The organism is Pedobacter sp. (assembly GCF_037719805.1).
Lineage (GTDB): Bacteria > Bacteroidota > Bacteroidia > Sphingobacteriales > Sphingobacteriaceae > Pedobacter.
This window is the reverse complement of sequence record NZ_JBBJLZ010000005.1, coordinates 117,100-141,452: the sequence shown is the minus strand read 5'-3', so window position 1 is coordinate 141,452 and position 24,353 is coordinate 117,100. Positions and strand designations below refer to the sequence as shown.

Below are 24,353 nucleotides of genomic sequence, written 5' to 3'. Positions count from 1 at the left end.
CATTAATTGATAAATTCATAAGGGTGGATATTTATTGGTGATGCTTTTGGATTTGCTTTAAAAAGGGCAATTTGAGAGATAGGATAATGTTTCTGCCGGCCTCGGGCAGTTCAATCAGCCTGTAGAAGCTGGTGTGATTAAGGTATTTAGTGTTCAATACGTTTTGCCCTTGCAAGCTGATGAATAGCGGATGCCCGTATAGCTTAACCTCAGATCCCACCTGCAAATTGATCACCTTGTAGCCGGGAGTTTTCTTTTCAGGCGGAACAATATTGTTTTGTGCTGCTGTAATGCGGTAGTCAATTGACAGGTAATTAGCTTTAAAAAGACCTTTAGAAGCAGGCGACCAGGTCAGGTTAAACAGCGCAGAAGCCGGGGGAGAAAAGGGAAGCGTGTATCCTTTTTTATCGCCGGACAATTGTTTTGCATACAAGTATTCGCCTAATACTTCAGTGCTCAAGGATTTTGTTAAATTATATTTCAGCTGCAACTCTCCACCATATCGCATCACCTTGCTCTGGGCATACTGAAAGACCTGGTTACCGGCACCATAGAAATAGTCATGCGCTGCGGTTGGGTTCAGGTAGATGTAATTTGGAAAGTAATTATAAAAGGGGCTAAGCTGGAGCGACCAGCGCTCATCAGTCCAGGCCACACTCAGGTCTGCCTGATAGGATTGCTCCGGCGATAGGTTAGCATTTCCACGTTCATAACTAAAATAATGATAATTAACGCCGTTCGCCGCGAGCTCTTTAGCTATGGGCATTCTGAAGCTTTTTCCCAGGTTTACCTTTCCGCTAAAGCCGCCTTCTGGATTGTAATTTAAACCGGCCGACCAAACGAAGCTGTTAAAAGTACGGCTAAGGTCTTCTGCTCTGGTCAGCTTTTCTGTTACTGTTGCGCTACCGGTCGTGGTGGTACTGTTAAACCAATCCTGATATTTTGACATATGAATGCGACCATAGTCGTAGCGAATAGCGCCGTGCAATAATACCTGGTCATTCAGCCTGAACTTGTCGTAAGCGAACGCACCTGCAGAAATCTGCTTAAAAGCAGGTACCAAGAAGCTCCAGCCGTAAATACCATTGTGCTGTTGCTCCAGGTTAGCGCCTATTTTCAGTTCATGTTTTCCCAGAATAAGATTGTCCCGGAGATTGGCGCTATATACCTTTTTATCGAATTCCCTTTCTAAATCGCTGGGAATCTTTAAGTCAATTGGATAGACTGCAGGCATATAACCATGGTTTACGTAATGGCTAAATTCCTGTCTGAAGTTATGCTGATAACCCAGTTCCATTTCTAAACGGTGAAGTCCGAGTTGATACTCGGTATGATTAATCAGTTTCAGATGGTTTACCTTTTGGCTGGGCATCAGTATATCCCGACTCGAGCGGTCATGCAACGCTTCATCCACCCGTCGTGGCTCAAGGCCATGCGCGTTAGCGAAAAATCCACTGCGACTAGAAACATCACTGAGGTAAAAGACCGACTTGAAATGATCGTTTACATAACCTGTATTCAGGTGTAAACCGGTTTCATTCCCCGCGGTATTGCGCAACTGATGATCATGCAGATTTACGGCATAATCGTATACAAATACCTTATCTGTAGGTACACGGTAATCGCCATACTTCTGGTAAGTTGCCCTACCATCAAAAAACCAGTGCTGCTTTCGCTGATAGAGATTGACTGAGGTTCCATATAGACTATTGTTTGTTTTTCTAAGAAGATTCACTGAACCGCCGACAGTGTATGGCGCAGGTATTGCAACTGGTTTGATGTCGATCGCTCCGCCTATCGCGTCAGAACCGTAAACGAATGAAGCTGCCCCTTTTATCAGCTGTACCTCGCCGGCAGCAAACTGGTCAATTTCTAAACCATGGTCGGCGCCCCATTGTTGTCCTTCGTGTTTTACGCCCTTATCAACAACAACGACCCGATTAAAACCCAAACCACGAATTAGTGGTTTCGACTGTCCGGAGCCGATACCGATGGTCTTAATTCCTGGCAGGCGCTCTAAAGTTTTCATCAGGCTCCCGCCCAGGTTCTTTTGTATAAATGCAGCCGTAACTACTTCTACATTCAAGGATTCTTCCTGTTTGTGCAATTCGATGTGGGTGTCCCGTACAATTACCTCTTGCAATTGATGGGGAACCAGGTGCATCATAACAGGGATGTCCGTGGAAGAAGTTTTGATTTGAACGTCAATTAATACTTCTTTAAAGCCGGATAAACTCGCCTTGATCTGATACGGCCCTTGCGACAAATTACTAAACAAAAAATTACCTGTTGCATCTGTAATTACTTGTTGGTTTGTAGAAATCAGTATAACCATAACTCCTGGTAAAGGCTGCAGATTGTGGTCGTTGACTTTTCCTGTTAGTCGGAAATTCTGTGCATGAACTGTCACTGCAGCGAGCAGTAGCAGCAAAATTATTAGCGTATTCTTCAAGTAAAATGAAGCTTAGAATATCATGAAGCAAACCAGTCCGGATGGGCATCTATGAAAGACGTAACCGTACGGGTGCGAACTCCGTAGATCAATGAAAATTAAGGGAAATTGAGTGAATGCTATAGCATCATGAAAGCGCTATAGGGGGCAACGTCAATCAGAAAACTGAAAGGTTACTTACAGGAAAACGCAGGCGGACCCTTATTGGTGAAACCTTGAAGGGTAAATTTGTAGTTGCCTACGAAACTGTGGGGTTGAAAAGTAATGGGGTCTGACACAGGAAGAACAAGTGCTGCCGCATAAGCAATGAATAATTCTTTGCTGTGATTATGGGTTAGATAGTCACAAAGCGGACATGGGCTTGCCTCAGAAACCGTTTCGTCGCTGCTATTAGAGGATTGTTCGGATTGCACATTGAACTTGTGACTGTGCAATACCTGGATAACGGAAATAGAAAGAAAAAGCGTTACCAGCAGGAGGGAACCTAGCTGAGAGAGTTTTACATATATCTTCTTATTCCACGTTTTCAATTCGCATCAAAGTTGCATTAAAAGACTTGAATTTGCAAGGTTTAAATTAAAAACATATTTCACGGGGAGATTAATTAGCAATTTTAAATCTCGCCTGAGCTTATGCTGTCGACTAAAAGCCGCTTATTTAGAAAGCATTCATACACATGTCCAATAGATCTGAAAGTTACATTTACCTGTATCCTATCCCCGCTAATTTTGAATTCCCATATTTCAACATAAGGCTTGGGGTTGGAATTATCAGACTTTCTAAGTATGGTTTCTATCCCGGGCTTAACGGGCTCTAGTTTATACTTATACCCTCCAATATGTAATGTTGAATCGATCCTGACATATTTTGATGGCATGATTCGAAGAGGTGTATTTAAAATTCCAGAGGGAAATTCTACATGTGTTAAGGCACTCAAAAGACTATTCTGCACAACACGTAAAGAATCTTCGTGCGAAAGCTGTAATGGTTTAACTACCACAACGGTACTTGGCGCCGTTTTCTCCTGACCGGTGCAAGATCCTGCCAGACCCATACCTACCAAGATGATGAAATAAAATTACCCTTGCTCTACCCAAAACTCTTGTACTAATCCTTTTTCCGATAGTTTGACTATCAAGTAATTAGGGTCGATCGTAGACCAGCCTACAGGATACCGCAGGATCATAACTGGTTCAGCATATAATCGATAAAAATTATTGAGGGCATTCGTTTTCTTAGTTGTAATTTCCGGCTTCGAAGCATCACCATCTGCATAAGTTATCGAGTCTGGTATCACTCTGTTTTTTGGTAACCTACTTTCAATACCTTCATACAGTGGTTTGCCTAACAACTTTAAAACTGCTGTTTTTGACATCCCAGGTTTTAGGTGTGTTTTTACTACATCGTCTACCATCCTTGCTCTGGGATTGGATCTATCACCTTCATCTGGATTATCAATCCAAACCTGGCGATCAAATAAAGGTGAACTGCTGCAGCCGGTTAAGAAACAGATAAAAATAATTACAATAGATTTATATAAGTGCATAATATCAAGAGCTTACTGATGTGCCTTAATAAGGCCGCGAATTGAAGATAGCAATAATAGGCTTCAACTTCGAAATCATTATATTTATTTCTGATTATTGGATCTATTCGATTATGGAAAGACGTCATATTAAAACTTTCATTTTGTTTATAGTGATTACTATTGGTAGCGTCGTGCATGTATTTTATTCGCAAAAGCTTTCAAAGTTTAATGGAGTTGATCAGCTACTTGTTGCTTCATCAATATTATTTTTAGTCAGGATTTGGTCTTCGTGGAATCACTATCTCAATACCTTAACGTTCATCCTTTTTGCGGGGGGTACGCTTTGGTGCCTGAACGTCCTACACAATGACTATGCTAACAGGCAACTTCATCTTTATGGCAAAAAAACGAATGCAGTAGTCCAATCAGTAATCTATAGAAAGGGTTATAAAAGCGCCCCTGGAATAATTATCAGATTTGCTTATACATCCGGCGGCAATGCTTACATCCATTCTATAGTAGACGATATCGAGGTAGAAAGACGTTTTTCCGTAGGTGATACGCTACCCATTATTTATTCATCCATAGACCCGGACTTGTTCAAAGAGGTAGGAAAGTGATGATTTGTCCGACTACTTGTATTACCCTTAACATAAAGATAATGTGATTTTCAGGACAGCTTCATTATCTTAGAATACGTTCCTCAGCACATTTAGATCAGTTGAAGATTTTATGAAAACTGTAAAGCTTTTAAGCCTTTTAATCATCCTATTTGCCTTAATTACTTGCAAAAAGGTTATGATGATTACACCTATGAATTTACAAAGCCGTACTGCACTCAAGTAGTTGTTGGTGGTGTAGTCGGGGTAAGTGAAAAATGTTATGTAACGGGTGATCAGATCAAAGGCAGAAAGGTAAAAGATGGGTATGTTTAGATATTCCGTCTATAAATCTGAAGCTTGTAAGTAAACAAAATTAGGACTTTCGCAGTTAATAGAATTCCTCATCTAATGGATGAATTACATGATCAGCCAAAATGAAACCGCTAATTGTTCTCATCACCACTTTCTTGATGTCACTACTCTACTTTATGGTAACCGGTGATGCTTATAAAATCCAGTTATCAGGAAGAATCGCAATGGCAGCAATGCTGCTGTTTACTTCTGTGGGGCATTTTAAGTTTTTAAAAGGAATGACTCTAATGATTCCTGATTTCATTCCCCGACGGAAGGAAATCGTATATGCAACAGGCGTCTTAGAAATCGCGTTTGCAATTTGTTTGCTAATAGAGGATATTCAAGAAACGGTGGCGTGGATTCTTATCATATTTTTCATATTACTTATACCTGCCAACATCAATGCTGCGATAAGACGGTTGAACTATGAAACCGGCATGTATGATGGCGAGGGAATTTATTATCTGTGGTTTAGAATTCCTTTACAAGTGTTGTTCATTGCCTGGGTTTATTATAGTTCCATTCTTACCTATTAATTCATGGTATTCTCCTCAGGATTAGAACTAAGTTCCAAATCAAAGTAAAACGTTGATCCTTTTCCTTTTTCACTAGTTACCTTAACTGTTGAATTGTGATAACGCAATATCTCAGAAACTAGGTAAAGACCGATTCCAAATCCTCCTACCTGAGATGATTTATCATTATTGACCCTATAAAAACGTTCAAACAAACGCTCCTGATCTAAAGCGTTAATACCTATGCCATGATCGGTAATTGAAACACGTACTTTATGCTGTTCGTTTTTGCACTGTATAATTACGGTGCCATTTTCCTCAGAATATTTAATTGCATTACTGATCAGATTAGTCAACACCTGCCCAATTTTGTCGCGGTCAGCAAATACCAAAGCCTCCTTGCAATTTATATTCAGCTCGAAATCTTTGCTTGATGTAAATTTGAAGTCATCTACAACTTCGTTAATAAGAGATTGTAAATCAAAAGTCTCCGGATGTAATATGACCTTTCCTTCCTGGTATTTAGCTTGGTTCAGAAAATCACTTAACATATTAGCCATCTTCTTTGCCTGCAATTCCGCACGGGTTAAGGCATTTATTTCAAAATCGTTGTGTTCTTTTTCTGCCCGGCGCATTAAAATCTGAATATAAGAGGTCAGTGAAGTTAATGGAGTTTTAAGCTCGTGGCTTACCATAGCGACAAAGGCAATCTTTCTTTCTTCTTCTTTTTTTATTTCAGTAATGTCTTTTGTGAAGCAACGGGTATGTACAAATTTTCCATCTTTCCTTAACACGTTGGAACTTATGAGCACATGCCGCAAACTACCGTCTTTAGCTTTTAAGCTAGCGGGATAATTCATTAAAGTTTCATTATTTGTCAGACGAATTAAGATATCATTTATTATATCTAAGTCTGCATGAAAATCACTTATCGGCTGGCCTACATACTCGGAATAAGAAAAACCTAAGGCATCTAATTCGGCTTTATTTGCCCACAAAATGATACCTTTCTCATCAACCCAGTGAAGTGGGATTGACGCATTTTCAACAAAGTCCGTAAGTTCTTCGACCCTGGCTTCGAGTACATCGTTTTTGAGCTTAAACTTCTCCAGTTCAGCTTTCAGAATTTCAAGATCATCCATAGTTTTAAACCATGCTAAGCATATTTCTGGTTAAAGATAAGGTTTTTAAAACCGGGTGTTTTGTAACTTGTATAAATTGTGAGTGTGTCGCTAGATTTAATTTGTGCATCTTATTTGATGACTTGCATAAATTGACCACATCGATGAAACATTGACGGTTGTAAAGCAGCAGATCTCCATTATCACAACGCATAATCTGCATGGAAACCTTAAAAATTTTATCAATAATTATTTAGAATTCTTTAATTTTGAATGCAGTGGGTTATGGTATATTTATAATTGTATTAAAGCAATCCGTATGAAAGATATCAAGATAGGAGTATTAACTTTTAAGCCAAGGGCTCTAAGGAAAATTGCTATGTGCCTTTTTTTTAATGGCGTACTGATTGGATTAATGGTTGCTTATAAAAAATATACGGGCAACCCCTTAAATTTTTTTATAATTTATCCCCTCCTTTTTTTGCCTTTTTTATTAAATAGAAAGGAAATTTGCAAAAATGTTTTTGAAGACTTAGAGCAGGAAAATCCTTAGCCACTCGCTTTCCTGCCTTTTTTCACGCTTCCATTCCTGTTAGGGCCTACAACATTTATAAGCCCTTTCAATCTTAATTAATTTTAAGGCAGATATCCAGCTATTGACCTCTCATTATTCCTATTGGTGTCTCCGGTTTATACTGGCGCAGAGATCATCAATTGCTCATCCTTGATTATGCAATTGATCTAACCTGGGAGCATGAGGGGTGACGATGGGAGATACGTTATGCCCAACTAAAAGGAAAGAACAGCAAAAAGGATACAAATCTCCTGAATTCGTCTTACCTACCCTCTATTGATTGACACGACCTTTACATCGAACTTAAAATCAAGGAAATGAGAAAGACAATTTTAATAACAGGAGCAAGTAGTGGTTTAGGAAAAGAAACAGCCAAACTCTTTCAGCGACAAGGCTGGAACATCATTGCTACCATGCGGAATCCGGGAAATGAGACTGAACTTACTTCCTTAGACAATGTATTAGTGACCAGGCTTGACGTGTTGGATATTGATTCTATTGCTAGTAGTGTAAGTGAGGGTATTGAAAAGTTCGGCAGAATTGATGTGTTACTTAATAATGCAGGTTATGGCGCCTATGGTCCGCTGGAGGCTTTTCCAAGAGAGAAAATGATACGCCAGTTTGATACAAATGTGATTGGTCTGTTGGATGTTACTAAAGCATTGCTACCGCATTTCCGCATAAATAAAAGTGGTATGATCATTAACATTTCATCCATTGGCGGAAAAATGGCTTTTCCTTTGGGAGTTTTGTACCATGGAACTAAATTTGCAGTGGAAGGGATATCTGAATCGTTGAAATATGAGCTAGAACAATTTGGAGTCAAAGTTAAGATTGTTGAACCAGGTGCTATCGTGACAGACTTCACAGGGCGTTCTCTTGATTTTAGTAACGATGAAACGTTCACGGATTACCAACCTTTAATTGGAAAGCTGATGTCGTCCATGCAGTCACTATTTCAAAATGCTTCACCTGCAAGTGTAATTGCTGAGGTCATTTATGGAGCAGCTACTGATGAGAAGGATCAACTTAGATACACCGCTGGAGAAGATGCAAAGATGATGGTTGCAAACCGTAAGCAATATGATGACGAATCCTTCATGAAAGGGGTAAAGGCCCAATTTGGAATCTAATATGAACAAAGTCATTCATTTACAATCTATCTCCGAAATATTCAAGCTATTTGGATTGGCTGATCAAATCCATCACCCATTAATTGGTGTGGTCGATTTCAGCAAGGTGAACCAGCAGATCGACTGTGATATAAAAATGTCTGCAGACTATTATTCAATCATGTTTAAGAATTACCCGGATAACAAAATCAAATATGGTCGCAAGATCATCGATTTTCAAGATGGTAGTTTAATCTGCATGGCTCCTAACCAAGTGATAGAAATTGATAATGAGGAGCAAGCGACTGAAAACATAATGGGTTGGGGACTATTTTTTCATCCAGATCTTATCCGGGCAACGTCGTTGAATGACAAAATGAAGGAATACAGTTTCTTCTCTTATGAGACATCAGAAGCGCTTCATTTGTCAGAAAAGGAAAAGCTGGTTCTATTGGAATGCATTTCTAAAATTGATACTGAACTGAAGGAAAATATAGATGTACATAGCCAAACTATTATTGTCTCAACCATTGAATTGCTGTTAAGTTATTGCACACGTTTCTACGGTCGGCAGTTTATAACCAGGAAAAGTTCTCATCATTCAGTGGTTGTTCAGATTGAAAAAATTCTAACTGATTATTTGAATGATGAGACGATTAAGGAAAAGCGATTGCCTACTGTAAAATCCCTATCCGACCAAGTGCACTTATCACCGGGATATTTAAGCGATTTACTAAAAAAAGAAACCGGTAAAAATGCACAGGAACATATTCATTTCTATTTGATGGAAGAGGCTAAAAGCATGCTGATCAGCACAAGTAAATCTGTAAGTGAAATTGCATACGCATTAGGCTTTAGTTATCCTCAATACTTCAATAAAGTATTTAAACAGAAAACAGGTAAAACTCCAATGGAATTTAGAAATGTGAATTGAGCTGAAGGCGAATTTGGGCAAGTTAAGACAAACTTGCCTTAAGCAACAGTGAGGACGATTTTTCCCTGAATGTTTCCTTTTGCTGCACGCTCATGTGATTTGCTAGCATCTTCAAGTGGAAAGCTGCTGTCGATGGCTACGCGAATCGTTCCGTTACTGAGCAAAAGTGCTAACTCAGCAAGTTGTGCACCGCTTGAGCGTACCTGCGTTGCAGAAACAGTCACACCAAGTTTTTCAGCTTCCTCTGCACCAGAAAAGCCCAATGGGAAAATTGGAAACAAGGCTCCTCCATTTTTAATGGTTTTTAAAAAGCGATGACTTGTTAACCCGCCAACTCCGTCAATGACGAGATCAACATTGCGAACAACATCTTCAGCAGCAGTTTTTGTATAATCTATAAATTCATCTACGCCAAGTTCACGCAAGAATTCCTCATGCTTTCCTGAGGCTACTGCAATAACATAAGCGCCCTTCCATTTAGCAAGTTGTACAGCAAAGTGCCCAACGCCCCCGCCTGCGCCATTCACAAGCACTCTTTTGCCTTTGAGTGGAACCGGGAAATGCGGATTAGGTTGAAGGGGATTAGGTTCGTTATGTCCCAATTCAATCAGGAATTGCCATGCCGTAAGGAGAGACATTGGTGCCCCGGCCGCGTGAACATGATCGATGCCTGCTGGCTTAAGTGCTAATTCGGAAACAGGGACAGTAACATATTCTGCGTAGGCTTTGCTATCTGCCATCATTCCTGTGGGAAAGCGTACCATCGAATAAACCTCATCGCCTATATTAAAAGCAGTGACATCGTCCGCAACCGCATCTACGACCCCCGAAATATCTGTTCCCAGAATGATAGGAAAATCCACTTTCGGCTGCCATTCCGGAGGAAGTGCCTTATATCCGTCCCTTAGGTACCAGTCGGGAGGATTTAGTCCGATCGCATGAACACGTACACGCACTTCAGCATGGTTCACTTTAGGTATTGGCGCATCCTCATAAAGTAACACCTCTGGACCACCAAATTCATGCTGGCGAATTGCTTTCATAGTTCTGGTGCTTTCATTGGTATTTAACATATCTTTCTCTTGTTCCATGATTGTATTTTAATTAATATGGTGCAAGTTGCACTGTTTCCTTACATTTGTCAAGTATGTACTTATTAGTATGTTACTTACTTAAAAGTATGTATTATTGGATGTCAGTACGTTATAAATATTAATAATGAAAAACAATGTAGAAATTCCTGAGTGTATCCAAAGGTGCGGAGTGGAATATGCCTTTAAGCGAATAGGTGGGAAATACAAGGGCCGTATTTTATGGCACTTGGGATTAAAGACGGTATTGCGCTACGGCGAATTGAGTCGGACGCTGCCAGACATTACTACTAAGATGCTCACCCAAACACTGCGCGAGCTCGAGGAAGATAACTTAATTACCCGTAAGGTCTATCATCAAGTGCCACCCAAAGTGGAGTACTCATTGAGTGATACCGGTTTGGAACTAATCCCATTCATAGACCATTTACACAGATGGGGTCAAAAGCAATTAGAAAATGAGGTAAGTGACATAAACAACCTTCGGCAATATTAAAGCTGATGTTTACGCTCTTATGTTGCCAAATTACCATCGCAAGAATTTCTGTGATATATACTAAATTCTCCTTGGCCGGACTGATTAAGAAAGCTCTTTGAACGTAATGTTCAAGACCTGGGGTAGATAACTCTTATTCGGAGTTTCAATTGAAGGATTGCCTGAATTCCAAAGGTGACAGTTTGGTTTTTGTCTTGAATAATTTGCTGAAGGACTGCAGATGTTCAAAACCCAGTTGATAGGCAATTTCACTTACTGACAAATTAGTTGTTGATAATTGTTCTTTGGCTTTTGCAATCAGTCTTTCATGAATGTACTGCTGCGTGCTTTGTCCCGTGAGCATCTTAAGCAGGCTGCTAAGATATTTTGGTGATATGTTTAAAGCTTCAGCAATGAACCTAACCGAAGGTAGCCCCTTGTTAATTAAGTCCGTGCCGTTGAAATAATCACTAACCAATATATTTAAACGGTCAAGTATTTGATGATTTGATTTTTCGCGCGTAATGAATTGGCGGTTATAATACCTGTCAGCGTAATTAAGCAGGCTTTCAAGTTGTGAGATAATAATCTGCTTGCTAAACTTATCAATGTTTGCGCGGTATTCCTGCTGAATATTTTGAATAATCTGGTTGATGGTTGCTTCTTCTTTTTCAGACAGGAACAGAGATTCATTTACGGAGTAATCCCAGAAATCGTACTGCTTTATCGTTCTAGCTAACGGTGTGTTCCATAAAAAATCAGGATGGATGATGAGCACCCATCCTGACTGTTTTATTTCTTCATTTTCTTTAGCTGGCACAATGCCGAAAACCTGATTTGGGGCTATGAACGACATCAGGCCTTCATCAAAATCAAATTGTTGTTGTCCGTATTTCATTTTGGCACCCGAAACCTTTTTCATTGCGATGACATAGAAATTGAGTAGCAAAGCTATTGGTTCATCCTTATTTGATTGCTCAACGCTTGCAATATCAATTATGCTGATCATTGGATGTTCAGGTTTGGGAAGTTTCCTGAACTGATGAAATTCGCTTATTGTTTCAATATGCTTCATGCCTTTTTAGTTAATTTTTGTATTTCCAACACTAATTTACCACGGACGTGGCCTGTTACACTTTCCTCTTGCGCCAGGGCAACTTGTTCCAAAGGATAAACCTTGCTGATAGTAACTTTCACTTTGCCTTCATCTATAAGCTTTGCAATTTCAGGTAAATTCTGGTGTTTCTGACCGGCAACCATTTCGCCTTTTGCATTTTTTAGGGCAAGAGCCGCGTTTACTGCATCATCAAACGGAAAATCCACATTGACGCTAACAAATATACCTCCCTCTTTTAAAACGCTTATGCCTTTTAATCGCTCAATATTATCACGAAGAGGGGACGCGTCAAACACAAGATCAATATCTTTTACGATTTCTTCGAAGTTTTGCGTTTTGTAATTAATGACTTTGTCAGCGCCGATTTGCTTCAAAAACTCAAGATTACTGTCCGAAGTCGTTCCTATAACATACGCACCTTTCGCTTTCGCTAACTGCAGGGCAAAACTTCCAACACCACCTGAAGCACCATGGATAAGAATGTGCTGTCCAGCTTGAAGCTTCCCGAGTTCAAAAAGGCCTTCCCATGCAACCAGCGCCGCCAGCGGCACTCCTGCAGCCTCAGTGAAACTAATACTTTTTGGTTTCAAGGCAAACTTTTCTGCTTTCGCGGCACAATATTCAGCATAACTTCCGTCTCCCGGGAAGTTTGGACAGCCATACACATGGTCACCTATTTTGAGGTTTGTTACCTCGCTGCCTACTTCTTCTATAATGCCTGCCGCGTCACACCCTAAGATCAGTGGTAACTTCAGGAAGGATTTGAAATTGTCATTTGTGCCTGCGCGAATGACGCAGTCAACTAGATTTACTCCGCTTGCCAGTACTTTTAACAAGATTTCATCCGGTGCAGGTACCGGGCGTTCTACTTCTACTAATTTCAGAACTTCCGTTCCGCCAAATTCATCAATTCTTACCGCTTTCATAGTTCGTTTTTCTTAATATAAATGTCGGATTTTATGAAAGGGCGGATTTAGTCGTAATACAGTTTTAGTTAGCCTAAATTCAATTACTCACTTCTTAAAGCATCGACCGGATTAGCAGTTGCTACTTTTACCGATTGGATACTTACTGTCAACAAGGCGATAACTATAGAAAGTACAGCCGCCAATAGGAAGGGTAATGCGGAAATATCCACCCGATAATCAAATGAAGACAGCCATTTATTAATGATAACATAGCCAAGCGGAAAGGCGATGAGGTTAGATATGAACACTAGCTTCATAAAATCTTTATTAAGTAGCGCCAGTACGCTGTAGGTGCTTGCTCCAAGAACCTTACGGATGCTGATCTCTTTTTTACGCTGTTCGGCCATATATAAGGCCAGACCTAATAAACCGAGACAAGAAATAAATATCGCAAAGCCGCCAAACCAGTTAGACAAGGTGCCCAATAGCTGCTCTTCGACAAATTTCTCCTCAAAGGATTGGTCCAAAAACGTACGTTCAACAGGATAGTCGGGGTTTATGCTTTTTACAATCTCGTCAATCTTAGACAAGCTGGAACCTATACTTTGGGCTTCGCTTACCCTAACTAAGATAACCTGAGCACTAAACTTTGTCATCGGATGAAAAAGCATCGGCGCTACTTTTTGATATGCAGAGGCAGAAACAAAATCTTCCATTATACCGATGATCTTCACAGGACTATCCCAGAAATAGATGGTTGTTCCGATTGGATCTTTCAGTCCCATCGCTTTTACCGCAGCTTGATTGACAACAATACTATTGGAGTCGTCATATTTCTCAGAAAACTCGCGCCCTGCAACCATTTTTGTACCCATGGTTGCTACAAAATCATATCCAGCCGACCGGTAGTTGAACAAAATACTTTCATTCGGGTTTTGGCCAGTCCAACGCACAGCTAAAGTATTTCTGCTGTTTAGATTAACATCCGCATTAAAGAACGTTACATGAGCCGCGGCCCCAGATTTTATTAGCTGTACTTTAAGAAGTTCCAGCTTGTTCTCGTCATTCAGGTTTCCTTGTACCTCAATTTGTATCAGGTTGTTCTTATTATAGCCGACTGGTTTGTTTTTGATGTAGTTCAGCTGCTGATAGATTACCGTAGTGGAGATAGTCAAGCAGGCGGCAAATATAAATTGGAAGACAACCAGAACTCGCCGCACCGCAAATGAGGACCCTGACTTCAAGGTGATGCCCTTCAGCACCTTAACGGACTCAAACGAAGAAAGATAAAATGCTGGATAGCTACCAGCTAGTAGACCTGTGACCAGCATCAGACTAAGCAAACTGAGCCAAAACTTCCAGTTTTCATATTCTATCCTAAGGCTCATGCCCAGCAAATTGTTGAAATAGGGTAGGCTTACTTCGACCAAAACAAAAGCCAGTGCTGTACTCAATAAAGAGATGAGCATACTTTCGGATATAAATTGAATGACGAGTGACTTCCGACTTGAACCTATTGCCTTCCGCACGCCGACCTCTTTAGCTCTCTTCCCTGATTTAGCTGTAGTTAGATTCATGAAATTAATACAAGCGATCAGTAGGATACAACAGGCAAGGATGAGGAAAATCTTCAATTGGTCAATTCTACCGCCAACGGATTTTCCATTTTCAAATTCGCTATACAAATGCAGCTTGGCCAATGGGTGAAGAAATGCTTCGGAAGTAGTATATTTATCATTGCGCAGATATATATCTCGTATTGCTTTATTGGTCTGGTTAAGAAGACTTTCATTTTCTAATTGTACCAGGGTTAAATAGGAATTATCCCCCCAATTAGGGTTTTTAATCTCAGGCCTGATTTTTTCTGCGAATGCCCAAGGCAACAGGTAGTCAAAGGTGATACTGCTATTGTAAGGCAGATCGTCAACGATCGCTTCTACTTTTAAGCTTTCACGGTTATCGAATAACACAATCTTGTTGATGGGATCTTCATTTCCAAAAAGGTTTCTTGCTAATGTTTTGGTAAGAATGACTGTGTTCACTTCCCGGAGTACTTTGTCTGGGTTTCCCTTAATAAACTTATAATCAAGTATCTTAATAAAAGAAGGGTCTGCATAGATGGCCTTCCTCTTCAATTTCTTTGTGCCATAGCTGATGAGCTGCGTGCCATAATCCGCAGAATGGGAGGTATAAACAACGCCAGGGATTTTCGTTCTGATTTCCTCAGCCATTGCATTCGGTGTAACTCTAACGCTAAAGATTTCTCCGCTTGCCTTTATATTATTATAAACCACATAGGTCTTCTCGTAGTTAGTGAATTGCCTGTCATAGTTCCATTCATTTTTCACATAAAGTAACAAAATCATACAACTAGCCAGACCGATGGCCAAGCCGCCAACATTTATTAGCGTAAAGCCCTTGTTATTCCAAAGGTTCCGCAGGGCTATTCTAAGATTTAATTTAAACATCCGACTAAGATTTATTTGATATATGCCTGATATTCAAGCCAAGTGCCAAAGCCCCTAAGGTATATAATAACGCACCTGCAAGCCTGTTAAAGCTTTTAGGCTTATATGCTGCCCATTTTCGAACAGCAATGCTGTGCGCTAACGGACACTATAAAGGCTGAGAAACTGAATGCTAAGGTCACAAACAGAATATTAAGCTTCAATATAACACTCAATACTTAATTTATCAATCTTTGGTATCGTCAACAGTTCTGCAGGAATGGAGTCGACGCGAATGTAGATCCCATCAAACCGATCACTAGCACCTTCTTGGAATTTCGCAAGCATACTTTGGCTCAGCATATTGTCTTTCTTACGAACCATCCAGCCCATTCTTGGCTTTAAGGCAAATGTTTTTTCATCCTGATCCAGCCCAATAAATCCAGCGCAAAGTTCTAAGGGAGTATTAACAACGGCGCCCTTATTTACATCCGAATGAAGCAGATCTACTTTCAAAACCTCGGAAGGGAGCATGCCAGATCCGATCAATTCTTTCAATGTATTTCGTTTACCATCCTTATTGTAAGGGTAAAATTTAACGATCCAGCCGTCGATAGCTTTAGGGGAACCATATTGTTTCAGCGTATGATACTTAAACATATTCCTCCAGAAGTCTTTATCTACCTTTCCTCGGGAAGCCTTTATAAATTCTTGGAGCACCGGTTCCAGCTCATCGATCCACCAGGACAAATAACATTCCACCTCATCGTAAGGATATATCTGGTTACGCAATCTGTTCAGATTGATCATTCTAAGATAAATAATTATAGTTACTACAGACATACGAAAACAATGTTGAAATAATTATTCCATCAATAGAAATTCCATTATCTTTATGCAGTATAAATTTTGTCTTGAAAAGCCCACCTATCTTTAGAAACAGCTGGAATCATCTTATCGGTTCAGCTTTAGCTTTTACCCTTACCACACGAATTTTTCACTTTATTTGCCTGGTAGCTTTATTGGTTATTGCCTATAACATCCCATTAAATTTTGGAGTAGGATTGCCAGTGATTGCTATCGTAACTGCGGTTACTTTTCTGCTTTTTTCCGGCCTTTATTATCTTTCGAGGGTGAAGCGAAAGACACCGCTTGCAGTAAGTATCTTTTGCCTTTTAGTACATCTGTTATTTGAGGGTAACTATTTTTTGAATTCAGGAATTGATGGCCCCACTAGTCTATTCTGTGTTCTTGCTATACTCGTAATAGTTGCAATTGTACCCCTGTGTCAATATAAGTATTGGGTCGCTGGCAATATCGTTCTTGTATTAAGTTTACACTTATTTCAGTATCTGTATCCTGATCTCATTCCATATACCTATCAATTAAAAAGTGACCGCTATCTAGATACTTCGTCTGCCTATGTCAGCGTCGTTGCAGTTTCTATTTTTGTCTTTTATTTTATTCGCCGCAACTATGAGCTGGAAAAATCATCGGCAGAAGAGAAGGCCGGTGCTTTGCTAGTGCTAAATGAAGAGAGAAACAAGCTAATGTCTATTATTGCACATGATCTAAGAAGCCCTCTCGGAAATATTCAAGGTTACCTCGAGCTGCTGGTAGAGGTTGACGTCAGCGCAGAGGAAGGTAAAGTAATTACTAACAAGCTGCTTCAGGCTACAAGAGGTACGCTGGATATGCTAAACAATGTGTTAAACTGGACTCAGAGCCAGATGAATGGTATGAACTTCAAACTAGGTCCTGTAAATGTGTTTAAGTTGCTCTCCTCACAGCTCCTCATGCTAATGGATATTGCTGCAAATAAAGGAATCACACTGGAAGTAGCCATCGATCCCAATATCATTGTAACTGCTAATGGCGAAATGTTGGACTTAGTCGTTCGTAATTTGGTAGGTAATGCGATAAAGTTTACATCGCCGGGAGGTAATATTAGTGTCCATACAAGGATTGAAGGAGTAAATTGTCTGATCGTAGTTAAGGACAGTGGAACGGGCAAACCTGTGAACTTGTCCTCTGACGTGTTTCATCTTAGCGGCTCATCTAAAGCCGGTACTATGAACGAAAAAGGAGTGGGACTTGGCTTGGTTCTTTGTAAAGAATATACCGAAATACAACATGGTACTTTATGGTTCGAATGTGATGCAATAAGTGGAACTACCTTTTTGTTGCAACTGCCGCTAGTTATGGCTGATCAGTTAAGCGAGGTCTAAAACGATTTTACTTAGACTTCCCAAATTTACGCGGGTAATAAGCCAAGCTGACCATTCCGTATTGTCTTAGAACATCGCTTCGTCCACGCACAATTACATTACGATCTACATAATTAATTATGCTTGTATTCTGATGCAACAAGTCTAATGCTGCTACCTTCAGCTCCAGATTGTTTCCCTGCATAAACCGATACGTTGCGCTAACGTTCCATATTGTAAAATCTGTCTTAGCAGAGCTTGTAGATGTGAAATGATTGTAAGTGATATTGCTATAAAGTGATAATCGCTTCGTGACATTTCCACTTACGCTTAATGTTGTAGGTAAGGTGGAACTTCTGAATTCATTGTCATTGCTGTTACTTTGTTTTGAACGATAATAATTATAACCTTGTGTCAGGTTAAATGCGGCCCTGTCCTTATAAGTATAGTACAAATTCAGTCTGCTATTATTCGAGAAATTATTGGATGGCACAAATTCAGAATTGATGTAGCCGGGGTTCCTGGCGAAAGTTAGGTCAGTGCTTATACTTAGCTGAAGCTGATGATTGGTGAATTTAAAAGCTTTGTTCAGATTGCCATTAACATTCAAAGATTTGCGTCCGCTAGCATTTACAGGATAATAGGTGTTGCTTCCCGCTATATCTGTGAGAACGCTATCCGAAAAAGAGTTACGTGTAACACTCGCCAATGCCCTTAAATCAAAGTTGAAAGTGTTTTTAGATTTTAAGCTATTGTGCCGGAAATCAAAAGATAGCGTATTGCTGCTAGCAGGTTGTAAATTGGGATTACCCCTTACTATGTAATAAGGATTTGAAGTGTCTACCAAGGGAAATAGTTGTTGAACGCCGGGATAGTCAACAGCTGAAGAAAAGCTCAAATTATAGGAGTCTTCAAAGTCACCAAGTTGATTATTATGATAGGTTATACTTGCTTTCGGAATGAACGCTCTATAGTTTTTGACGAAACGCTGAAACTTTTGCGTCGAATTGTTTTGCTGGTAATAAATTTGCGCCTCGGCATTAAACCGCAAGCTTAAAGACTGAATGTACCTTCCCGACAAGGACCTTTGGAAGTCGCGACCGATCACCAACGCTGGACGCTCATTAATGATTGTGGTTCGCATGTTATTCGTTAAAAATGGATTGACTAAATAGCTTCCTAGTGCCGGATCTCTATCCTTTACCTCATTTATTTGATGCTGCACACTCACATCCAGATTGTTCTCCGCTTTTAAACGTAAGCCTCCTAATAAACTCCGGTGAGGAATCAATCCGGCCAGAATGTTCTCCAACGCGAAATCCAAATGTTGCTTGGTGTCGTTAAATTTGTTGTTGTAATTGCGATCAAATAATCTGTTTTCGACTGTATCTACCAAAGAGATAAACTGCGTAAAAGCTGCTCTCTTATCGTACAAATTGCTTGTGTTCAAGCTATAGTTCACATTATAGTCATTAAAGGGATGAATGATGCCAGAGATTGAGCCGTTATGCCGTAACCCAGCTTGGAGTTCTAAATTTTTGTCGCTCCGATCACCGGTTGTAAATGATTCATTTGTACTTTGAGTACCCTGAGCAAAGTTGGAACTTGAGCTTACAGAATTCTCACCATGCGCTTCACTAGCATTAGCTTTAATTAAGGCATAAAAGTCATATTGGTCTTTTCTCTTGTTATACCGCAGGTCTAATGCCTGTCTTGAATTATTCACTACTTCAGAGCTAGAACTCTGTAGAACTTGCGTGCTGTCAGCATTTAGACGAATAATGGACTGCATATCTTTTTTCACTGCTTTGTCTATATCCGTGGCAAATACGTTTCCCGTTAAGCGGTTATTGTTGTTAAAGTCTGGTACAGGAATGAAATCATGCTGAAGCACCAGCCCTCCAGATCTCGATTTATTAGTACCCTGAATACTGAAGTCAGGCTGATATTCTATGTTCGCACCTACACCTTTAAAAGTGCTATTGCGCATAAGTGTATTTGCATCACCTGCTGCTTTATTGATATCGTTACTGGCTCCTGTGATTCCAACTTGTGTTTTACTATTAAAGTAGTTGAGATTAGCATCGGCTTCATAATGGTCGTCTGTGCCATAACCAGCAGCAAGCTTCCCAAAGTGACCGAACTTCTTGTCTTTTTTAAGCTTGATGTTGATATCCGTTATTGAGTCCAGATTATTCTGGTTCCTTGTAGCCTGCTGATAGATCTGCACCTTATCAATTGCATTTTTAGCGATGTTTTGTGTGGCAATCCTCGGGTCGCCGCCAAAAAAAGGCTTTCCTTCCACCAATACCTGGCGGATTTGCTTCCCATTGAAGGTAATTGTACCGTCACCCCACATGGTGATACCGGGCAGTTTTCGTAAAAGATCTTCCGCTACAGCATTCTGATCAAGTGCAAAAGCATCGGCGTTAAACTCAATGGTGTCTCCTTTCATGGTGACGGGAGGAGGGATGCCGCTGATGACCACTTCGGCTAAATTGTTTTCAGTTCGCTTAAGATTTATATTCTTGAAATCCGTTTGTTTGCTTGCTGCTGGGATTATAAAAGCCTGACTATGGCTCTTATAGCCAACAAAAGTTACCTTTATTTTAAATGGCATGTCGACCGGCAGTCCCTTAAAGCGAAATTCACCGAAGTTGTTAGATAAGCGATAACCAACTAAACTGCTGTCTTTAATTTTATAGATAGCAACAGTTGCCGATTGTAGTACATAATTGTAAAGGGAATCACGTACAATCCCGCTTGCCGCACCAACGTTGGTAGAATCCTTTTTTTGAGCTCTTACTGTTAAACTCGAAAGCATTATTAAGGATGAAATTACCACATAAGAAATTGGTTTCATGATATTGCTATAGTCCTAGAGGCTGCAGCTGAACGATCACCGGATTGCTTTTACGATCTTGAGTGTTAAAATATTCCTCTATAAGAGGCGGATAATTTGCCTTTTTGAGTGCGGTAGCCTCTTTTGCCTGGAACATGTCTAAAGAGGAAACTGTCGAATAGATATATTTTCCATCACAACCAATTATACTTCCGTAATAAGACAACAGTGGAAGATAATGAGACATCATCCCAGGAGAAATCCTATTCAATGAGACTAGATCCTGCGTTTTGATATTATAGATGAAGTAGCGATCCTTTGCCATTAGACTTGTCATTACTGTTTCGAAATACAAGGAATTTCCTATGGAGTATAAGCCTCTTAAATTATAGATCTGCTCTTCATTCTTTTTGAGATAAGTTTGCATTTCTATTACCGTTGGTAAGTTCGCTACGGAGTCTACCGGAAGTGAATTGGCTTGAGGAAATACCAAAGTATAGGTATTCTCAATACCCGAGCTGCTTAACTCATAGATATTAGTATTATAATTTCCAGTGAACAACAGCTTGTTTTTTATACCAGAATAATAGAAATTGTAGGGCTTTTGCGTGTCCATGGTAGCCAAATTGGCTGGCGTTCCATATTGCAATACATTGAATGGCTGCAATTGCTTATCAACACTGATATTTCTTAAGTATTTGACAAAATAGTTGATGCTATCCTTCTTAATGGACCTTGTCAAATAAACAAATGGGCTATATGCGAGCGTGTTGGGATTCAAACTCGCTATGGTACTATATAGTTCATTCATTGAGCTTTGCTTTACCAATTTACCTTCAAAATTAAAGCGGAGTAGCGTTTTGAAGCTTCTGGTTATTATATGTCTTTGTTCATGATCCACAGTAAAGTCTACGCTCATTCCCTTCTCAAATTTACGCCCGTCAATTTTAGTTTTAAACTTTCCTTTCTTATCGAAAATCAGTATCGAACTTGTATTCTGATCAGATAGGATGAAGTAGTCACCTGTTACTTCCATTTTATAAATTTTACCGAAGATGCTCTCTTTCGTCGTCTCCAAAGGAATGAAGGTTACGCTTCTGAATATTGTCGAGTCTAAGCCTCCTCGTGCATATTCGGGGTTGATATAAAGCTTTTTAGTAGTTATATTTTTGCTAAAGGACACGCTTGATTGCGCGAAAATTGTTTCTTTCGCTATTGAGCAGAGTATCAACAACATTAAACATCTTCTGAAGAACGGCATAGGTCTACTTTGGTTTAGTTAAGTGTTAGAGTTTAATTGTATTTAATGCTTTTAGAACAAATTCTTTTTTGCCTCTGGAAACAGGGATGCGGGTGTCGTCATTTAACAAGAGATATCCGCTGTCTTCTTTAATAAGGCTTTTGATGTAGATCGTATTTACAAGATGAGATTGATGGCAGCGTATAAATCCATAATTAGCTAAAAGCTCTTCATATTCGAAGATTGGCTTGGAGACGATAATGCTTTTGCCATCTATCAGATAAAACAGCGTGTAGGCATTGGAAGATTCGCAGCGGATGATCTCCTGGGTATTGACAAATCTGATTTCCTTAGTTGAAGCAAGCGCTAGCTTGTGATCTTTTTTAGCTTCCTTGTCGTTGATTAATCCCATTAAATTTTCTAACTGGTAGTTTGCCTTTTTTTGAGATAATTTGTTTTCGACTTTGCGGATAGATAATTTGAGCTCCTCCGGATTGATAGGCTTAAGCAAATAATCTATTGCGGAGAATTTAACGGCCTGAATACCATACTGATCAAAAGCGGTCACAAAGATGACTTCAAACTGGAAGTGAGGAAGCGCTTTCAACAGGTCAAAGCCATCTTTGCCGGGCATTTGGATGTCCAAAAATAATAAGTCGGGTTTAAATGCTACAATTGCCGCAATTCCTTCGTCCACATTAGTTGCCTTACCTACCACTGATACCGGCAGATTATTTTGTTCCAACAGCAGAATAATATTCTCGATGTTGTTTCTTTCGTCGTCGACAATGACAGCTCTGATCATATAAACCAATTTTGGAAAAGGATATTAACTTGTGTTTGGTTGTTCTCCCTACTAATGGATAATTCCAGGAGTTGACCATTTAGGGTTTGATTGAGAAGTTTGATCCTTTCCCTGGTGAGCTGCAAACCAAAGCCATTGCTATTGCTCTTTTGATGATCATCGAAGCCTTTGCCATTGTCGGAGATTTGTACCGTCATGTCGTTCTCTATTCTCTCAAATAGCACCTCTAAGATTCCTTTCTCCTGCAGAGAAGAGATCCCATGTTTGACTGCATTTTCGACAAGCGGCTGAAGCAGCAAGCTTGGTATTTCAATAGCGCTGGCATCTACACCATCACCAACGATAATGTTGTATTCAAAACCAAATCGTAACCTTTCAAGACTTAAATAGTTGTTTAGAATTTCTACTTCCGTTACAATGCTAACGAATTCATTTTCGCTTGCTTTAAGAGATGCCCGCATGAGATTGCTAAATTCAATTAAGTATTTAGAAGCGTTGTTTGCATCGTTTTTAGTGATAAGACCTTGAATTGAACTAAGCGCGTTGAATACAAAATGCGGATTAAATTGTGAGCGAATTGATTTCAGTTCCGTTTGTACGATCTGTTTAAGAATACTTTGTTCTTTTAATTCAGTTGCTTGTTTACGGGAACGCCAGAGAAGAATTAAGAAGCCTATTGCGAGAATGACCAGTACACTGATACCTGCCTTTGTCCAGATGGTTTGATACCATGCTGCTTGTATTGTAAACGGATAGCTGAACACGTGCATTCGTTGTACGCTGTAACGGATGCGGAGTTCATACTTTCCGGGGCTCAAGTCTTTAAGCCAGATGAGATTAAAATCAAAGTCATTGGTGTTCCAACCTGTAGGTTTCCCTTCTTTAACTACCTCATATTCTATAACATCTTTCGATTTGATGATGTCATCCAGATAAAAAATTAAGTTGTTTTCATTGGATTCAAAGTTTGACTTGAGTTTTAACAGTTTTGAATTCTTACTCCAATCTGGCCGCTCACCATAATTAACTGGCTCACCCCACTGTTCTTTAAACAAGCTTAAAAAGTTCGGAAGCTCCGCAAAAGTGAATACGCCTACAACTTTAGGATGCCATTCGACCCAATAGGCAGATATTGACGTTTTAATGCTATCAGGCATACTAGTTTTCCTTATTTGGAAGGTTAACGCATTCCCATAAGCTGCCTTAAATTGGCCAAGATAGGCAATCAAGTCATCGTTTTTTGTAGAATCAGCAATTTTAGTAGCCCAGAAGAAATGTGTAAATAACTTTGGTTTAGTCCAGGGCAGCACGACCTTAGTTTTGTTTTCCATTACCCGATATTCGTATCTGCCGGCGTTCTCAGGATTAATGCCATTGACGGTGACAATTATTCCTGTGGAATCAAATATTGGTATGGCGTATTCGCCGCCATAACTTTTTAAAGCTCTGAAAGTCGTTTGGAGTGGCTTTATGTTTCCGAAAGCCTTGAGTTGGGGAATTTTTAATAACGCATGATCATAGTTAACGGCAAGCTTATTTGAATAAAACACAGAGAACACTAAATTATCCTGTTTAGAAAAGCTGCCCTCTTCACTATAGAAGCTATTCGTAAAATATTTACGCACAGAGTCCACATGGCTATTCTTTAATATAATTGGATGAATTTTATCAAGCTCCATTTCTAATTTCTGAGCTGAGCAAACAGTGTAATAACCAATCAATAAAAGTGTAAAGAGGCTAAAGCGCATCGGTGAGTTTTCTGAAATCAAAGAAAGGACTTTAAGCCCATCCTTGTATATGTAAATTTGAATTCAGCAGCTGTGAATTTGAATTAGGGGCAGGTGGTTAACAGACTATGATGTAAGCCTTGTTTTGTTCGAGGTTTCCAGGGCGTTTCCAGGGCGTTGCTAGGGCGTTGGTATATCCCTTAGCCCTAGAGACGGCCTAGCAACCCCTACTCAATACCCTGTCAATATCGATTTATACACTAAATAGTATAGCAAAATCAACAATCAGGTCTTCAAACTTC

22 protein-coding genes are annotated in these 24,353 nt (G+C 39.8%); 8 read left to right on the top strand and 14 right to left on the bottom strand.

The window, feature by feature from the left end; genetic code table 11:
• Positions 1-31 precede the first annotated feature (31 nt).
• The 4 genes from WKF66_RS17035 to WKF66_RS17020 form a co-directional block, all read right to left on the bottom strand.
• On the bottom strand, positions 32-2,452 hold the full coding sequence (locus WKF66_RS17035; RefSeq protein WP_489675694.1) for a TonB-dependent receptor: 2,421 nt from the start codon (positions 2,450-2,452) through the stop codon (positions 32-34).
• 173 nt (positions 2,453-2,625) lie between these two features.
• Positions 2,626-2,982 (bottom strand): hypothetical protein, encoded by a 357-nt coding sequence (locus WKF66_RS17030; protein ID WP_489675693.1) that lies wholly within the window; start codon positions 2,980-2,982, stop codon positions 2,626-2,628.
• Between the two features lie 83 nt (positions 2,983-3,065).
• On the bottom strand, positions 3,066-3,506 hold the full coding sequence (locus tag WKF66_RS17025; protein WP_489675692.1) for a hypothetical protein: 441 nt from the start codon (positions 3,504-3,506) through the stop codon (positions 3,066-3,068).
• Between the two features lie 24 nt (positions 3,507-3,530).
• Positions 3,531-3,998, bottom strand: coding sequence for a hypothetical protein (locus WKF66_RS17020; protein ID WP_489675691.1), 468 nt, complete (start codon positions 3,996-3,998; stop codon positions 3,531-3,533).
• A 41-nt stretch (positions 3,999-4,039) separates the two neighbouring features.
• Here WKF66_RS17020 and WKF66_RS17015 point away from each other — a divergent pair, with 41 nt between their 5' ends.
• The 3 genes from WKF66_RS17015 (at position 4,040) to WKF66_RS17005 (ending at position 5,472) form a co-directional block, all read left to right on the top strand.
• A complete protein-coding gene (locus WKF66_RS17015) occupies positions 4,040-4,600 on the top strand; it encodes a hypothetical protein (RefSeq protein ID WP_489675690.1) in 561 nt (186 codons plus the stop codon).
• Between the two features lie 165 nt (positions 4,601-4,765).
• Positions 4,766-4,915, top strand: a complete 150-nt coding sequence (locus tag WKF66_RS17010; protein WP_489675689.1) for a hypothetical protein — start codon at positions 4,766-4,768, stop codon at positions 4,913-4,915.
• A 101-nt stretch (positions 4,916-5,016) separates the two neighbouring features.
• Entirely contained in the window at positions 5,017-5,472 is a 456-nt protein-coding gene (locus WKF66_RS17005) for a DoxX family protein (RefSeq protein WP_489675688.1), read from the top strand.
• Here the strand turns inward: WKF66_RS17005 and WKF66_RS17000 are convergent.
• Positions 5,469-6,593 carry a PAS domain-containing sensor histidine kinase gene (locus tag WKF66_RS17000; protein WP_489675687.1) on the bottom strand — a complete coding sequence of 375 codons (1,125 nt, stop codon included), beginning with the start codon at positions 6,591-6,593 and terminating at the stop codon, positions 5,469-5,471. The two genes, WKF66_RS17005 and WKF66_RS17000, sit on opposite strands and share 4 nt — an antisense overlap.
• Positions 6,594-6,891: 298 nt before the next feature.
• Between WKF66_RS17000 and WKF66_RS16995 the strand changes: the two genes are divergently transcribed.
• The 3 genes from WKF66_RS16995 (at position 6,892) to WKF66_RS16985 (ending at position 9,192) form a co-directional block, all read left to right on the top strand.
• Positions 6,892-7,125, top strand: coding sequence for a hypothetical protein (locus WKF66_RS16995; protein ID WP_489675686.1), 234 nt, complete (start codon positions 6,892-6,894; stop codon positions 7,123-7,125).
• Between the two features lie 338 nt (positions 7,126-7,463).
• Complete coding sequence (locus WKF66_RS16990) at positions 7,464-8,279, top strand: SDR family oxidoreductase (RefSeq protein ID WP_489675685.1); 816 nt, start codon at positions 7,464-7,466, stop codon at positions 8,277-8,279.
• Between the two features lies 1 nt (position 8,280).
• The gene (locus WKF66_RS16985) at positions 8,281-9,192 is read left to right on the top strand and encodes a helix-turn-helix domain-containing protein (protein WP_489675684.1); all 912 of its coding nucleotides are present in this window, start codon (positions 8,281-8,283) and stop codon (positions 9,190-9,192) included.
• Positions 9,193-9,230: 38 nt separating this feature from the next.
• Here the strand turns inward: WKF66_RS16985 and WKF66_RS16980 are convergent, their stop codons facing one another.
• Complete coding sequence (locus WKF66_RS16980) at positions 9,231-10,283, bottom strand: NADP-dependent oxidoreductase (RefSeq protein ID WP_489675683.1); 1,053 nt, start codon at positions 10,281-10,283, stop codon at positions 9,231-9,233.
• Between the two features lie 127 nt (positions 10,284-10,410).
• On the opposite strand from WKF66_RS16980, the gene WKF66_RS16975 reads away from it, so the two are divergent.
• The gene (locus WKF66_RS16975) at positions 10,411-10,779 is read left to right on the top strand and encodes a winged helix-turn-helix transcriptional regulator (protein ID WP_489675682.1); all 369 of its coding nucleotides are present in this window, start codon (positions 10,411-10,413) and stop codon (positions 10,777-10,779) included.
• Between the two features lie 145 nt (positions 10,780-10,924).
• Here WKF66_RS16975 and WKF66_RS16970 read toward each other — a convergent pair whose 3' ends face one another.
• From WKF66_RS16970 to WKF66_RS16955, 4 genes are all read right to left on the bottom strand, one after another.
• On the bottom strand, positions 10,925-11,833 hold the full coding sequence (locus tag WKF66_RS16970; RefSeq protein WP_489675681.1) for a helix-turn-helix domain-containing protein: 909 nt from the start codon (positions 11,831-11,833) through the stop codon (positions 10,925-10,927).
• Positions 11,830-12,801 (bottom strand): NADP-dependent oxidoreductase, encoded by a 972-nt coding sequence (locus tag WKF66_RS16965; RefSeq protein WP_489675680.1) that lies wholly within the window; start codon positions 12,799-12,801, stop codon positions 11,830-11,832. The genes WKF66_RS16970 and WKF66_RS16965 overlap by 4 nt, the downstream gene beginning before the upstream one ends.
• A gap of 83 nt (positions 12,802-12,884) precedes the next feature.
• Positions 12,885-15,251, bottom strand: a complete 2,367-nt coding sequence (locus WKF66_RS16960) for an ABC transporter permease (protein ID WP_489675679.1) — start codon at positions 15,249-15,251, stop codon at positions 12,885-12,887.
• 192 nt (positions 15,252-15,443) lie between these two features.
• On the bottom strand, positions 15,444-16,073 hold the full coding sequence (locus WKF66_RS16955; protein ID WP_489675678.1) for a DUF4419 domain-containing protein: 630 nt from the start codon (positions 16,071-16,073) through the stop codon (positions 15,444-15,446).
• A 71-nt stretch (positions 16,074-16,144) separates the two neighbouring features.
• Between WKF66_RS16955 and WKF66_RS16950 the strand changes: the two genes are divergently transcribed.
• Positions 16,145-17,458 carry a sensor histidine kinase gene (locus WKF66_RS16950; RefSeq protein WP_489675677.1) on the top strand — a complete coding sequence of 438 codons (1,314 nt, stop codon included), beginning with the start codon at positions 16,145-16,147 and terminating at the stop codon, positions 17,456-17,458.
• A 7-nt stretch (positions 17,459-17,465) separates the two neighbouring features.
• On the opposite strand, the gene WKF66_RS16945 is transcribed toward WKF66_RS16950, so the two are convergent.
• Genes WKF66_RS16945 through WKF66_RS16930 form a run of 4 tightly spaced genes read right to left on the bottom strand, consistent with a single transcriptional unit; the run spans position 17,466 to position 24,093 of the window.
• On the bottom strand, positions 17,466-20,300 hold the full coding sequence (locus WKF66_RS16945; protein WP_489675676.1) for an outer membrane beta-barrel protein: 2,835 nt from the start codon (positions 20,298-20,300) through the stop codon (positions 17,466-17,468).
• 7 nt (positions 20,301-20,307) lie between these two features.
• Positions 20,308-21,540, bottom strand: coding sequence for a DUF4934 domain-containing protein (locus WKF66_RS16940; RefSeq protein WP_489675675.1), 1,233 nt, complete (start codon positions 21,538-21,540; stop codon positions 20,308-20,310).
• 25 nt (positions 21,541-21,565) lie between these two features.
• The gene (locus WKF66_RS16935) at positions 21,566-22,324 is read right to left on the bottom strand and encodes a LytR/AlgR family response regulator transcription factor (RefSeq protein ID WP_489675674.1); all 759 of its coding nucleotides are present in this window, start codon (positions 22,322-22,324) and stop codon (positions 21,566-21,568) included.
• On the bottom strand, positions 22,321-24,093 hold the full coding sequence (locus WKF66_RS16930) for a sensor histidine kinase (protein WP_489675673.1): 1,773 nt from the start codon (positions 24,091-24,093) through the stop codon (positions 22,321-22,323). Before WKF66_RS16930 ends, WKF66_RS16935 begins: the two co-directional genes overlap by 4 nt.
• Positions 24,094-24,353: the final 260 nt, after the last annotated feature.